This is a genomic window from Shewanella avicenniae, from assembly GCF_017354945.1.
Classification (GTDB): Bacteria; Pseudomonadota; Gammaproteobacteria; order Enterobacterales; family Shewanellaceae; genus Shewanella; species Shewanella avicenniae.
Genome location: NZ_CP071503.1, coordinates 177935 through 190724 on the forward strand (window position 1 = coordinate 177935; position 12790 = coordinate 190724).

Consider the following 12790-nt stretch of genomic DNA (forward strand, 5'->3'; position numbering starts at 1 on the left):
TTACTATAATTTCACAATAAAAATTCTACATTGTGAATTTTACAAAATGCGCAACGAAATCAGCCTGACTCGCAAGTCCCATTTTCTCGGTACTAAAATCCGTAACCTACGGAAACGTAACCATTTAACTATGGAAGATCTGTCTGCCCGTTGTGTGCGACTCGACTCGGAGAACGCGCCATCGGTGTCTTATCTGTCGATGATCGAACGCGGCAAACGCACGCCAAGTGTGGATATGCTGCGGGTGATTGCCGCGGTTTTTCAAAAAGAGTTGGATTGGTTTCTCGATGATACGCCGAGCGATGAAGCTATCGTGCCGCAAAAAGGGCGCCGTGGTGGGCTCGATGGCATGGTGTTGGAGCCGGGCTTTTTGTTCTCAGGCGATATTTTGCAGATCGCCATTCCTGAAATGCTGTCACAAACCGGCACCAGTGGCCGCCAGTTCGCCCAGCTGTTGATCCGCGCCTATCAGGAATATCACCAAAACCATTTCCCTGATTTGGAGCGTGCCGCCGAAGATATTGGCAACAAGCAGTTGGCCTTGTCGGTGGAGGAGTTGGTGCGCCTTGCCGAAGCGCAGGGGTTAAAAATTCGTTGGTTTAGTGAAGCGCCCAAAACAGTGATTGATGCGCATGGCATCAGTGGTCAGCGGGTGATCACTTCCTATCTTGAAGGGCCGGGCAAGCTGGCGCTGAATGAGATCCTCAAAACCAGCCCAACCCGGATGAAGTATGACCTTGGGGTGCATATTGGTCACTGCGTGCTGCACAACAGCGATGGCTATAACAATGTGCTCAGTATCGGCTCAGCCAGTGCCGCCGATGCAGCGCCTATTCAATCGGGCTCGGTGAACGCCCAAGATATTTTGCAGGCGTGGCGTGAGTTTGAGGCGAGTTTCTTTGCCGGGGCGCTGTTATGCCCAAAAGTGCCATTCCGGCAACTATTAGATCGCCAAGGCTATGAAGTGGGCGTGCACAAGTTAGCGCAAGTATCACCCTCGGTGGCGATGCGGCGCATGACCGTGGTATCGCCTTATCCGCACTGGCACTACTTCGATGCTTATGCGCCGGGCAAACTCAAGGCGGTATATCGCGGCAACGGTATTCCGCTGCCATGGGGTAATATGCGTACTGTCGCCGACCCTTGTCAGCACTGGTCGGTGTTTCGCATGATCACTGAGCCAAAAGATGGCAGTGCGGCGCAAATCTCGTTGCTGGATACTGAAAATCAAACCCGCATCTACTGCTGTGAATCAGTTCGTGTTCGCGATCTTGCCGGAAATAATCGGGTGTTGTGTGCTGGGATTGACCTTAACCCAGCCATTGAAGCCCAAGGCGAAGATGCTGCAGAACTGGCCGCCAGCTTGAAGCAGGTGTGTGTCGCTAATGGCGGTGAAGTGGATATTCCGGCGCCGATTAAGCGCAAGCTGCACACCATTTCACGTATTCTCAACATCAACTGGTTAGAGCGCGGCTTACAACAGCAGGCGCGTTTAATCTGTGCCCGCGGCGCGGTATGTCCGCGCTCTCCAAGTTGCTACGACGGTTGTAAAGGCGGCAAGGCGGATGATTAACACGCCAGTGCAGCAGTTTTTATAAACTCATCAGCTACAAAAATCGGCGCTTATTTGCGCCGATTTGTTTTGTTAAAGCGTGTTTGCTCAAGCGCGATGCTGTCACTTAGCTTAAATTGCCCCACTAACTGTTTGAGTGAGTCCGCCAGTTGATTCAACGCTTGGCTGGCTTCGGCAGCTTCATTGGCGCGCAGTTCACTGCGGCTGCTCACTTCGCTCATATCGGTCAGATGATGATTGATTTCATGCACGGTGGCGCTTTGCTGCTCAGTGGCCGCGGCCACCTGCATGTTCATATCGCTGATTTGGGCGATCCGCTTAGAGATATGTTGCAGCGCTTGGGTGACATCATCCGCAGCGGCAACACCGAGCTTAGAGCGCTGCTGGCTTTGTTGCATCGCCGTCACCGCTTTGCTTGCTTCGCGCTGCAGAGTATTGATCATCTGCTGCACTTCATCGGTGGAGCTGGCGGTGCGCGTTGCCAAACCGCGTACCTCATCGGCAACCACAGAGAAACCGCGTCCGGCTTCACCGGCGCGAGCAGCTTCAATGGCGGCATTCAGCGCCAGTAGGTTCGTTTGCTCGGAGATGCTGCGAATCACCTCTAATACCGAGCCAATCGCATCGGTATTTTCCGACAAGTTATTGATAATTTCTGCCATATTACCGACATCGGCAGACAACTCATTAATCACTTGGCGGGCACGTAATACCACCTGTTGGCCGTTGGCGGCGTCTTCATTAGCTGCGCGCGCCGCCTCAGCTGCGTAGGCTGCGTTATTGGCAATTTCGTTGACGGTGGCGCCCATTTCGGTTACCGCGGCGGCAACCGTGACGGCATGATCATGCTGCTGTTGCCGATCCAGCACGGTTTGCTGGGCGTGGCTGTCAGCCATATGTGCCGCCATGCTCAAGCTTTCACTGGTGTTTGCCACGTTTTGAATCGACTGCTGAATCTTATCCACAAAGCGATTAAAGCCGCGAGCTAATAGCCCGAGTTCATCGCGGCTATTCTCTGGTAACCGTTTACGCAGATCGCCATCGCCTTGGCCCAGTTCAGCAAACATAGTAGCGGCGGCACTGATCGGTTTGCTAATCGAGCCGCCAACCCAAATGGCCAATAGAATGAACAGGGCACAAACACTCAGCGTCAAGCCAAAAATCTTCCAGCTGGCGTTATCCAACGCCGCAAAAATCTCCTGCTCTGGCACTTCCGCCACCAGATACCAGCCAATCTCAGGCATATAGCTGCTGGCGACTAACACTGTGTCGTTATCGCTGCCGACGTGCACCATCGCCAGTGATTGCTGCTGCAACAAGCCGCTCAGATCGCTGTTGGGGTAGAGTTGTTGCAAGCGGCTATTACCGACCAGCTGGTTATTGCGATGGATTTGTACCTTACCCTCGGCATCAACCAGATACACTTGGCCGCTTTGTTCGATTTGGAAACGACTCAGCAGATTCGCCATATCATTCAGACTTTTCCCCAGCCCAACCAAGGCGCGGCCATTGACTTGCTGATAGTTGATAAACAGCTTTACGTCACCGCTTTTGGGCTCAGTGTACAGCTGCAACATCTTGTCTTGGCCGCTATTTCGGTAGCGGAAAAACCAGCCATCTTGCGCTGGAGTCAGGATCCGCAACAGGCCGTTCTGGGTGTAGTAAGCTGCGGTTTCACGGTCGGCATAAGAGGCCTGCGCTAAATCATATTGACTGACTAAGGCTTGCAGTCGCTGTTCAACGAGTGGCTCTTCCGCATCGGGACGACCACGTTGCAACCAACTGCCCAATAGTGGGTCATTCGCCAGTTGTTCTGATGCCTGCAACAAGCCGCCGATTTCGAGTTCGATGCGATAGCGGATCTGCAGTAGCAGGTTAGGCAGCTCAGAGTTGAGCATACGTTGGCTAATCACTTCCCTAGCGCTACGTTGGCCTAAGGTGCCTGCGACGATACTGGGCAGTAACACGGCCAGCACCATGGTGAGGATAAATTTCTGCTTGATGGAGAGCTTAATGAACGACATAACAGCAACCGACTTCTAGAATCCATTTATCACCGGCCTGTCCGGCGACAGCTTGGGATTATCCATAAGCTGTCGGTAGCTGCAATCAAAAGCCCCTTTAACGAATGTAAAGGTTACATGCCTGAGTAGTTCGGGCCGCTGCCGCCTTCTGGCGGGGTCCAACAGATATTCTGCGCCGGATCTTTAATGTCGCAGGTTTTGCAGTGAATGCAGTTTTGCGCGTTGATAACGAACTTGGGCGTATCGCCGCTGTTGACCACCTCATACACGCCCGCTGGGCAGTAGCGCTGAGCCGGTTCATCAAACAGCGGCAAATTGCTGGTGATGGGAATAGTTTTATCGCGCAATTTAAGGTGGTTTGGTTGGTCCTCTTCATGACTGATATTGCACAGATAGATGGACGAAAGTCGGTCAAAGGCCAGTTTGCCGTCTGGGGCTGGGTAATCAATTTTACTGAAATCCGCCGCTTTACCGAGGCAGCGATAATCGGGCTTATCATCGCGCAGTATTAGTGGGAAATTACCACCAAACCAGCTTTGTTCGAGGTAATTGAACATGCCGCCGAGCAGATTACCGAAGCGATGCAGCGCGGGGCCGAAGTTGCGCGCACTGTGCAACTCTTCATGCAACCAGCTGTGTTCCATCCGTTCGGCAAAGCAGGACAGGTCTTTGCAGCCTTCCACGCCTTTAATCAGTGCTTCGCCGATGGTTTCTGCGGCTAACATGCCGCTTTTCATGGCGGTATGAATCCCTTTGATTTTGGCAAAGTTCAAGGTGCCTGCATCGCAGCCAATCAAGAGTCCACCTGGGAAGCTCATTTTCGGTAGGGAATTGAAACCGCCTTTGCTGATGGCGCGGGCGCCATAGCCGATACGTTCGCCGTCAGCCAACAACTTGGCGAGCATTGGGTGGGTTTTGAAGCGCTGAAACTCATCAAACGGACTCAGGTGCGGATTGCGGTAGTTAAGGTCAACAATCAAACCTAAAGCAACCAATTGGTTATCCAAATGGTAGATAAAACCGCCGCCAGTGGCTTGGGTGAGCGGCCAACCGCTGGTGTGGATCACTTTACCCACTTGATGCTGCTCTGCGGGAATGCGCCAAACCTCTTTAAAGCCAATGCCGTAATGCTGCGGGCTTTTACCGTTATCCAAATGGTAGTGTTTAATCAGCTGTTTACCTAGGTGACCCCGGCTGCCTTCGGCAAAAATGGTGTACTTGGCGCGCAGCTCCATGCCGGCTACAAAGCTGTCTTTTTCTTTGCCTTGTTTATCCAGCCCCATGTCGCCAATCAATACACCGCACACCGCATCTTGCTCGTCATCCAGCAGTAACTCTTTGGCAGCGAAACCGGGGAAGATTTCCGCCCCCAGTGTTTCCGCTTGCTCGGCTAACCAACGGCATAGATTGCCGGCGCTGACCATATAGTTGCCTTCATTAGCCATCGACGCAGGTACAAACCGGTGCGGAATCGCGCGGCTGCCGTCGGTAGTTAACCAATGAAATTCATCTTGGGTGACTTTGGCATCAAGTGGCACATTCATGTTTTTCCAATCGTTGAAGAGTTCATCCAACGCACTGGTTTCCAGTAATGCCCCAGAAAAGATATGACTGCCGATGTCGGCCCCTTTTTCTACCACACACACTGATAGGGGATGTTCGCTATCACGGGCTATCTGCATCAAACGACAAGCGGCCGCCAAACCTGCAGGGCCAGCGCCGATGATAACTACGTCAAACTCCATTGATTCGCGTTCCATTTCTCTACCTCTATCGAGTGTGAAGGTGCCTGCAGCCCGCTGACTTACCCTAGTTATTATTGCTCACTCTGGCCTATTTTACCGTGGTAAAGCATTAGGCGCGTGAGAGTTGATAATAGTCACAGAATTGTCTTAAGTAAGTAAATACTGAATATAAAACAATCTGCTTAGGGGTTTTGTTGCTGTTAGTTTACACCTATAATAGTGGCTCGACGGTTCTCCGAGCTATTGTTCCTACGTCATAGAAGATACGGAATGGTAGCCGTGGCAATAGTGCCACTTGGGCGAGTGAAGAAATGAGTTCGCCTCCCGTGTTTGGAAAGGTGATCATGTCTCAACTTCAAGACGATTTTGGTCGTAGATTTCATTATCTGCGCATGTCGGTTACCGACGTATGTAATTTCAAATGTGGTTACTGTTTGCCGGATGGCTATCATCCGAACGGTAAACCCTCTTTTCTCACGCTCAGTGAAATCGAGCAATTGGTTGGCGCGTTTGCTGATGTTGGCACGCAAAAAATCCGCGTGACTGGCGGTGAACCCACCCTGCGTAAAGATTTTACTGACATCATTCGTTTGATCGCTGATAACGACCAAGTGAAGACCATTGCCACCACCACCAACGGTTATCGCTTAGAAGAGCATGCCAAAGAGTGGTATGACGCAGGTCTGCGCCGCATCAATGTGTCAGTTGACAGCCTCGACCCACGGATGTTCTACCAAATCACTGGCGAAAATAAATTCGACAAGGTGATGCGAGGCATCGACGCAGCCTTAGAAGCCGGCTTTGAACGGGTAAAAATAAACGCCGTACTGCTTAAAGATCTGAACGATAAAGATTTGCCGCGTTTTCTGCATTGGATTAAGTCCACGCCAATTGACCTGCGTTTCATTGAACTGATGGAAACTGGCTTGGGGCGTGACTATTTCCAAGCGCACCATCTGGCCGGTGAAAGCATCAAACAACGTCTAATGGCCGAGGGTTGGCAGTTGGATCAATCTGATGTGGACGATGGCCCAGCGAAAAACTTTAGCCACCCCGATTATCAAGGCCGGATCGGTCTGATTATGCCGTACGCGCAAAACTTCTGCGCAACCTGCAATCGTTTGCGGGTTTCGGCGACCGGTAAATTGCATCTGTGCTTGTTCACTGAACAGGGCATCGATTTGCGCGATTTGCTGCAATCAGAAACTCAGCGTGACGAATTGGTGGAACGCTTGCACCAACAGCTGCACTTGAAAAAGGAAACCCACTTCCTGCATCAAGGCTTTACTGGTGTGACGCAACATCTGGCATCAATCGGCGGTTAATTGTGGTTGGCGTTTCCTTGCGCCAGCCTCCGCAGCTTTTTTCGAATTAGGTTGTTTCAATGTCTAACTCTTTTACCCATATCAATGCTGATGGCAATGCCCACATGGTAGACGTGACTGATAAATCAGTCACTGAACGTGAAGCCCGCGCTGAAGCTTTTATCGAAATGGCGCCCGCCACGCTGGAGATGATTGTCAGTGGCAGTCACCACAAAGGTGATGTGTTTGCTACCGCCCGTATTGCTGGGATTATGGCTGCTAAAAATACCTCAGCGCTGATCCCGTTGTGCCATCCATTAATGCTTACCAAAGTGGAAGTGGATCTGGAAGCACAGCCAGAACACAACCGCGTGCGCATCACTAGCCTTTGTAAACTCAGTGGCAAAACCGGTGTCGAGATGGAAGCGCTGACAGCCGCCTCGGTGGCCGCGTTAACCATTTACGATATGTGTAAAGCGGTACAGAAAGATATGCACATCACCGGCGTGCGTTTGCTTGAAAAGCGCGGCGGCAAGTCTGGTCACTTTAAGGTATAAGTCGATGATTAACGTTTTATTTTTTGCGCAAGTACGCGAATTATTGGGCACCGCTTCTGTGCAAGTGGACTCTGCCGAGTTAACCACCGCGGCTGAGCTGCGTGCTCTCCTTGCCAGTCAAAATGACAAATGGGCGCAAGTGTTGGACTCCGACAAACTGCTGGTGGCCATCAACCAAACCATGAGCCAGTGGCATGCAACCATCAAAGACGGTGACGAAGTGGCCTTTTTCCCGCCGGTGACCGGAGGCTAATCATGCAAGCAAACAAGATCATCGTCCAAACAGAGGATTTTGATGTTGCCGCCGAATACGCTGCCATCGCGAACGATAATAGCGATGGTGCAGTGGTTACCTTTGTCGGCAAAGTGCGTGATTTTAACGATGGTGCCGAAGTCACTGACCTGACGTTAGAACATTATCCCGGCATGACTGAGAACGTGTTGCAGCAGATCGCCGTTGAAGCGCGTGAACGTTGGCCGCTGAATTGCGTCACCATTATTCACCGCGTTGGCACCATGCATCTGGGCGAGCAGATTGTGTTTATCGGCGTGACCAGTGCCCATCGCAAAGCGGCGTTTGCGGCGTGCGAATTTTTGATCGATTTCCTCAAAACCAAAGCCCCGTTTTGGAAGTTAGAAGCCAGCCCAGATGGACGTCATTGGGTGGATGCGCGTGACTCAGACGAGCAAGCGGCCAAGGCATGGAATAACGGAGACAAGTAATGCGCTTACTGCTGTTGTTGTGCGGATTGTTGAGTTTTACTGTGGTAGCGGATGAGGCAAGAATTGCCGCCGCAGCCAATATCAAATTCGCAATGCAGCAGATAGTTGAAAATTATCAGCAAGATACTGGCGCTAAGGTGCGGGTATCTTATGGTTCTTCGGGCAACTTTGTCTCCCAGTTAAGCCACGGCGCCCCGTTTGAGTTGTTTCTGTCTGCCGATGAAAAGTACGTCACCTTGGTTGAGCAAGCGGGCTTAACCGCCGACAGCGGCATCATCTACGCCTACGGTAAACTGGCGCTGGTGGCTTCAAATAATTCGAGTTTAGCGCTCGACCCACAATTGGATGGCCTGAAACAAGCGCTGTCACAAGGCAAGATTAAACGCTTTGCCATAGCCAATCCGGATCATGCCCCCTACGGCGAGAAAGCCCGAGAGTTATTAACCAACAAAGGGCTGTGGCAATCGCTGCAACCCAAGCTCGTGTTTGGCGAGAATGTGTCGCAAGCAGCCCAGTTCGCTATGAGCGGTTCCACCGATGGTGGGATTGTCGCCTTGTCGCTAGCAGTGGCGCCAGAGTTTAAACAACGCGGGCGTTACCTCGCGATTCCCGAAAGTGAATACTCACCTTTGGCGCAGCGAATGGTGCTAATGAAAGGCGCCTCCGAGCAAGCCAAAAATTTCTATCAATATCTGCAATCAGAGCGTGCCCGTCAGGTGTTTAGCGACTTTGGTTTTGGTCTACCGGATAAACGCTGATGGATTGGTTGGCGCTGTGGCTATCGGTCAAACTGGCAACAGTGAGCGTCATCATCCTGTTGCCGTTGGCGTTATGGCTCAGTCGCAGCTTGGCTTACCATCAGTTTTACGGCAAATCTTGGGCAGAAGCGCTGATTATGATCCCGCTGGTGTTACCGCCGACGGTTGTGGGTTATTACCTGCTGGTGGGGCTTGGCCGCGAAAGCTGGATTGGCAGCTTACTTGAGCGCTATTTTGACGCGCAGTTAGTATTTCATTTCTCTGGGCTGGTGATCGCCTCAATCCTAGTCAATATCCCGTTTGCGGTGCAGCCGATGCAGCGCGCCTTTGAAGCGATTCCCGCTGAAATTCGCGATGCCGCCGCCTGTTGTGGCATGAGCCGCTGGCGCATATTTTGGCGTGTAGAGTTGCCGTTAGCTTGGCCGGGCATTTTAACTGCTTTGGTGCTGAGTTTTTCCCATGTATTGGGTGAGTTTGGCGTGGTATTGATGATGGGCGGCGCGATTGATGGCGAAACCAAAACCCTGTCGATTGCGATTTACGATAGCGTGCAAGCGTTTGATTTTGATGGCGCGGGCGCAATGTCGTTGGTGCTGGTGGTGTTCGCCATGGTGACCTTGGCAATCACTTCGGCGATGTCGCGCCGAATGTTACGTCGTTAGGACGATGAGCAGGGATAGCAAAATGACTTCAATCACTACTGCCGCCACAACTGCCACGCCAATCAATGACACGAGTGCCACGTCAGCCACTACGCCTGCATTGCGGGTGCGGGTTGATCAACGCCAAGGGATTCCACTGCAAGCCGAGTTCAGTTGCGCTGCGGGTGAATTGTTGGCGGTAGTCGGGCCATCAGGTGGCGGTAAAACCACGCTGCTGCGAATGATTGCCGGATTAACTCGGCCTGAAAATGGCGAGATTTATTGTGGTGAGCAGCGCTGGTGTGATGCCAACACCTGTTTATCGCCGCAGCAACGTCACCTTGGTTATGTGCCGCAGCACTTTGGTTTGTTTCCGCATTTGAATGCCGAACAAAACGTGATGGCTGCGCTCGACCATCTGCCAAAAAAAGCGCGTCATGCGCAGGCTCTGGATTGGTTGCGGCGGGTGAATTTAGAGGGCTTTCCAGATCGGTTGCCGCATCAGCTCTCTGGCGGCCAAAAACAGCGGGTGGCACTGGCGCGCGCGTTGGCGCGTAATCCACAAGTGTTATTGCTTGATGAGCCATTTTCAGCGGTCGATCGCGGCACCCGCGAACGGCTCTACATCGAATTGGCGCAACTCAAAGCCAAGCTCAATATTCCGGTCATCATGGTCACTCACGACATCAATGAAGCCTTGCTGCTGGCTGACCGGGTGGTGCTGATCAGCCAAGGCGCCATGTTGCAACAAGGCGCGCCGCTGGCAGTCATGGCGAAACCGCATAACGAGTTAGTCGCACGCCATATGGGGTTACGCAATATCTTTGATGCCACCGTGGTCGCGGTAGAGAATCAAGATCAACTCGCTTGGTTGCAGTTTGGCGAGCAGCGTATCGCCTGCGATAACCCTGGTCATCTGCAACTCGGCATGAAACTGCGCTGGGTGATCCCCAACCAAGGGGTGCGATTTAACTCCATCAGCCAAGGCCGTTTGCCGCGCAGCTTCAACAAATTAACCGTCACCATTGAATCCTTGCTAGTGATGGGCGACATGGTGCGCATCGCGACTTCGGTGGCAGGGGTGAAGCATCCGCTGCAAGCGGAAGTCTCATTGAATCTGGCACAGAAGCTGGGTTTTAAAGAAGGAATGCAAACAGAGGTAGCGCTTAAATCGGAACTGATCCACCTGTTTCGCCATTAGATGATCAAAACTTAATCTCGCTGCCATGCTGCTTTAAAGCAGACTTCGTTATACTGCCATCCAGAAGCAAATTTCGCCGTACTTGTCTTTGCGATCATTAACCAAATAAGCGATCAATAACTTATTGGTTATTAATACTGATCAATTTAACGCCGACCTGCCGAGTAAAATCGTGGCGATTGTCGTGAGTGCGTCACTGAGTATGGCTATGATATTGACCATCGGCGTCAGCCGCTGCTTGAATGGGATTGATGGATGAAAATCTTACTTGTAGAAGACGACAGCACCACCCTCGACTATATTGCCAAAGGCTTTCAAGAGCAGGGTTATGGCATTGAAACCGCAACCGATGGCCAAAGCGGCTTGGTATTGGCGACCAGTCATCCGTTTGATCTCATTATTCTCGACCGCATGCTGCCACAACTCGATGGCTTAAAGCTGTTAGCGGCCCTGCGTGCCACTGGCAACCAAACGCCGGTGTTAATCCTCTCCGCCTTGAGTCATGTGGATGAACGCGTAAAAGGCTTGCGTGCCGGTGGCGATGATTACATGACCAAGCCGTTTGCTTTCTCAGAGCTGCTGGTGCGCGCAGAAAAGCTGATGCAACGTGGCGGTAGCGTACCTGCCAATACCCATATGCATGTTGGGCCGTTGAGCATGGAATTGTTGACCCGTTCGGTGACCCTTAACGGACAAGAGCTGCAACTGCAACCGAAAGAGTTTTTGCTGCTGAAATACCTGATGGAACATGCCAATCAGGTGGTAAGCCGCACCCTGCTGTTTGAAGCGGTGTGGGATTATCACTTTGATCCACGTACCAACGTGATTGATGTGCATATTGCTAAACTGCGGCGTAAGTTTGAGGAACTGGGCCACGGAGATCTTATTGAAACCGTTCGAGGAGCTGGATATCGCCTCCGAAAAGGCAATTAAGCCTCATCAAAGTAGTGTCTGGCGCATTACCATTATTTTTTCACTACTGGTGACATTGATCATCGGCAGTCTGCTGTACGCGGTTTATCGGCAGTTGGCCACTGAGCAAAAACTGCAAGTTGAGCAACACCTTATCTCGGAAGCGCAACGCTATCAGCAACTGGCGTTAACCGTTGACCGACGTGCGTTTGCAGCGCAGATCCGCACCGCCGATTCCCGTACCGCGCTGATCGCCTGGCAAGCAGGGCTGGAATTACTCGGCTCACTCAGCATCATGCCGGAAGATATGCCGCTGCTGCCGCAGACTAAAGAGTTTCCGATTATTGTTGGCAGTAGCGAGAAGATCCATATTCTCACCGGCGGTATTGTGATGACGCAATATGGGCCGATTCTGATCGCCACCCGCACCGACCAACTGGCGGCGTTGATCTCTAAATTCGTCAATATCGCGCTGACCGCGATGGCGTTGACCATTTTGCTGACGTTTGCGCTCGGCTACCTGTTTTCCAAAGGCTTACTTCGCCGTTTGGTGCATTACAACCGCCTGAGTGAACGGATTGAGCAGGGTTATTACAATACTCGGCTGCCGGTCAGTAAGCGCAATGACGAATTTGATATGTTGGCCAGCCAGTTCAACCGTGTGCTTGATACCCTTGAGCACAACCTGCATGCGGTGCGCGGTGTCACCGATAACATTGCCCACGATATGCGCACGCCGCTGTCGCATCTGCGCATCGGTGTTGAGCAGTTACCGCTGTACCCCGCCGAGCAGTTGCCAGAGCGTTGTGGCGAGTTGACCGACGAACTGGATCATTGCCTCGCCACCTTTAACGCCATGTTAGCGTTGACCCGCATCGAGGAAGGTCAGCAAGATCTGGAATTAGCACCGGTGCACTTGCGCGACCTGTGTAATGACCTACTGGAAATGGCCGAGGCGTTGGCGGAAGAGCAGCAACAACAGTTGACCCTTGAAACCAGCGAAGATTGTGTAATATCAGGCGACAAACACTTACTCTTTCAAGCATTGTTTAATCTGGTTGATAATGCCATCAAGTATGCGGGCGAGGGCGCCCAGATCAGCATTCAGCAACAACACAATGTGATTACCATTGCCGACAATGGCCCCGGCATTCCAGAAGAAGCCCGCGAGCGGGTGTTTGAACGGTTAGTGCGGTTAGATCCGAGCCGCCACGAGCAGGGCAGTGGCCTTGGGTTATCCATGGTAAAAGCGATTTTATCGCGCCATCACGCCAGTATTGTCCTATCAGACAACCAACCCGGCTTGCGAGTGACACTCACCTTTAAACTATAATGGCGACGCTATTATCAAA

General features: G+C 52.0%; 12 protein-coding genes and 1 riboswitch. Of the genes, 10 read left to right on the forward strand and 2 right to left on the reverse strand.

Features of this window, described 5'->3' with window-relative positions; genetic code table 11:
* Positions 1-46 precede the first annotated feature (46 nt).
* Positions 47-1573 (forward strand): DUF3612 domain-containing protein, encoded by a 1527-nt coding sequence (locus JYB87_RS00780; protein WP_207355030.1) that lies wholly within the window; start codon positions 47-49, stop codon positions 1571-1573.
* 50 nt (positions 1574-1623) lie between these two features.
* On the opposite strand, the gene JYB87_RS00785 is transcribed toward JYB87_RS00780, so the two are convergent.
* Complete coding sequence (locus JYB87_RS00785) at positions 1624-3597, reverse strand: methyl-accepting chemotaxis protein (protein ID WP_207355031.1); 1974 nt, start codon at positions 3595-3597, stop codon at positions 1624-1626.
* A 113-nt stretch (positions 3598-3710) separates the two neighbouring features.
* Positions 3711-5357 (reverse strand): electron transfer flavoprotein-ubiquinone oxidoreductase, encoded by a 1647-nt coding sequence (locus JYB87_RS00790; protein WP_207355032.1) that lies wholly within the window; start codon positions 5355-5357, stop codon positions 3711-3713.
* Between the two features lie 206 nt (positions 5358-5563).
* A riboswitch (molybdenum cofactor riboswitch) is annotated at positions 5564-5699 on the forward strand.
* On the opposite strand from JYB87_RS00790, the gene moaA reads away from it, so the two are divergent.
* The 9 genes from moaA to JYB87_RS00835 all read left to right on the forward strand — a co-directional run bounded on the left by moaA (position 5687) and on the right by JYB87_RS00835 (position 12771).
* Positions 5687-6667, forward strand: a complete 981-nt coding sequence (gene moaA, locus JYB87_RS00795; RefSeq protein ID WP_207355033.1) for a GTP 3',8-cyclase MoaA — start codon at positions 5687-5689, stop codon at positions 6665-6667. Its footprint overlaps the riboswitch before it by 13 nt.
* A 104-nt stretch (positions 6668-6771) precedes the next feature.
* Positions 6772-7203, forward strand: a complete 432-nt coding sequence (moaC, locus tag JYB87_RS00800; protein ID WP_407695824.1) for a cyclic pyranopterin monophosphate synthase MoaC — start codon at positions 6772-6774, stop codon at positions 7201-7203.
* Positions 7204-7207: 4 nt separating this feature from the next.
* Positions 7208-7456 carry a molybdopterin synthase sulfur carrier subunit gene (gene moaD, locus JYB87_RS00805; RefSeq protein ID WP_207355035.1) on the forward strand — a complete coding sequence of 83 codons (249 nt, stop codon included), beginning with the start codon at positions 7208-7210 and terminating at the stop codon, positions 7454-7456.
* Positions 7457-7458: 2 nt separating this feature from the next.
* The gene (moaE, locus tag JYB87_RS00810) at positions 7459-7926 is read left to right on the forward strand and encodes a molybdopterin synthase catalytic subunit MoaE (protein ID WP_207355036.1); all 468 of its coding nucleotides are present in this window, start codon (positions 7459-7461) and stop codon (positions 7924-7926) included.
* A complete protein-coding gene (modA, locus tag JYB87_RS00815) occupies positions 7926-8684 on the forward strand; it encodes a molybdate ABC transporter substrate-binding protein (RefSeq protein ID WP_207355037.1) in 759 nt (252 codons plus the stop codon). Before moaE ends, modA begins: the two co-directional genes overlap by 1 nt.
* Positions 8684-9346 (forward strand): molybdate ABC transporter permease subunit, encoded by a 663-nt coding sequence (gene modB / locus JYB87_RS00820; RefSeq protein WP_207355038.1) that lies wholly within the window; start codon positions 8684-8686, stop codon positions 9344-9346. Before modA ends, modB begins: the two co-directional genes overlap by 1 nt.
* Before the next feature lie 22 nt (positions 9347-9368).
* Positions 9369-10526, forward strand: coding sequence for an ABC transporter ATP-binding protein (locus tag JYB87_RS00825; RefSeq protein WP_207355039.1), 1158 nt, complete (start codon positions 9369-9371; stop codon positions 10524-10526).
* Between the two features lie 255 nt (positions 10527-10781).
* On the forward strand, positions 10782-11459 hold the full coding sequence (locus JYB87_RS00830; RefSeq protein ID WP_207355040.1) for a response regulator transcription factor: 678 nt from the start codon (positions 10782-10784) through the stop codon (positions 11457-11459).
* A 49-nt stretch (positions 11460-11508) separates the two neighbouring features.
* On the forward strand, positions 11509-12771 hold the full coding sequence (locus tag JYB87_RS00835) for a sensor histidine kinase (protein WP_207356562.1): 1263 nt from the start codon (positions 11509-11511) through the stop codon (positions 12769-12771).
* The last annotated feature ends 19 nt before the right edge of the window (positions 12772-12790 follow it).

Bases quoted from the DNA above. Each gene is read 5' to 3' on its own strand.
- JYB87_RS00780 (WP_207355030.1), top strand. From the start codon at position 47: ATGCGCAACGAAATCAGCCTGACTCGCAAGTCCCATTTTCTCGGTACT.
- JYB87_RS00785 (WP_207355031.1), bottom strand. From the start codon at position 3,597: ATGTCGTTCATTAAGCTCTCCATCAAGCAGAAATTTATCCTCACCATG.
- JYB87_RS00790 (WP_207355032.1), bottom strand. From the start codon at position 5,357: ATGGAACGCGAATCAATGGAGTTTGACGTAGTTATCATCGGCGCTGGC.
- moaA (WP_207355033.1), top strand. From the start codon at position 5,687: ATGTCTCAACTTCAAGACGATTTTGGTCGTAGATTTCATTATCTGCGC.
- moaC (WP_407695824.1), top strand. From the start codon at position 6,772: ATGGTAGACGTGACTGATAAATCAGTCACTGAACGTGAAGCCCGCGCT.
- moaD (WP_207355035.1), top strand. From the start codon at position 7,208: ATGATTAACGTTTTATTTTTTGCGCAAGTACGCGAATTATTGGGCACC.
- moaE (WP_207355036.1), top strand. From the start codon at position 7,459: ATGCAAGCAAACAAGATCATCGTCCAAACAGAGGATTTTGATGTTGCC.
- modA (WP_207355037.1), top strand. From the start codon at position 7,926: ATGCGCTTACTGCTGTTGTTGTGCGGATTGTTGAGTTTTACTGTGGTA.
- modB (WP_207355038.1), top strand. From the start codon at position 8,684: ATGGATTGGTTGGCGCTGTGGCTATCGGTCAAACTGGCAACAGTGAGC.
- JYB87_RS00825 (WP_207355039.1), top strand. From the start codon at position 9,369: ATGACTTCAATCACTACTGCCGCCACAACTGCCACGCCAATCAATGAC.
- JYB87_RS00830 (WP_207355040.1), top strand. From the start codon at position 10,782: ATGAAAATCTTACTTGTAGAAGACGACAGCACCACCCTCGACTATATT.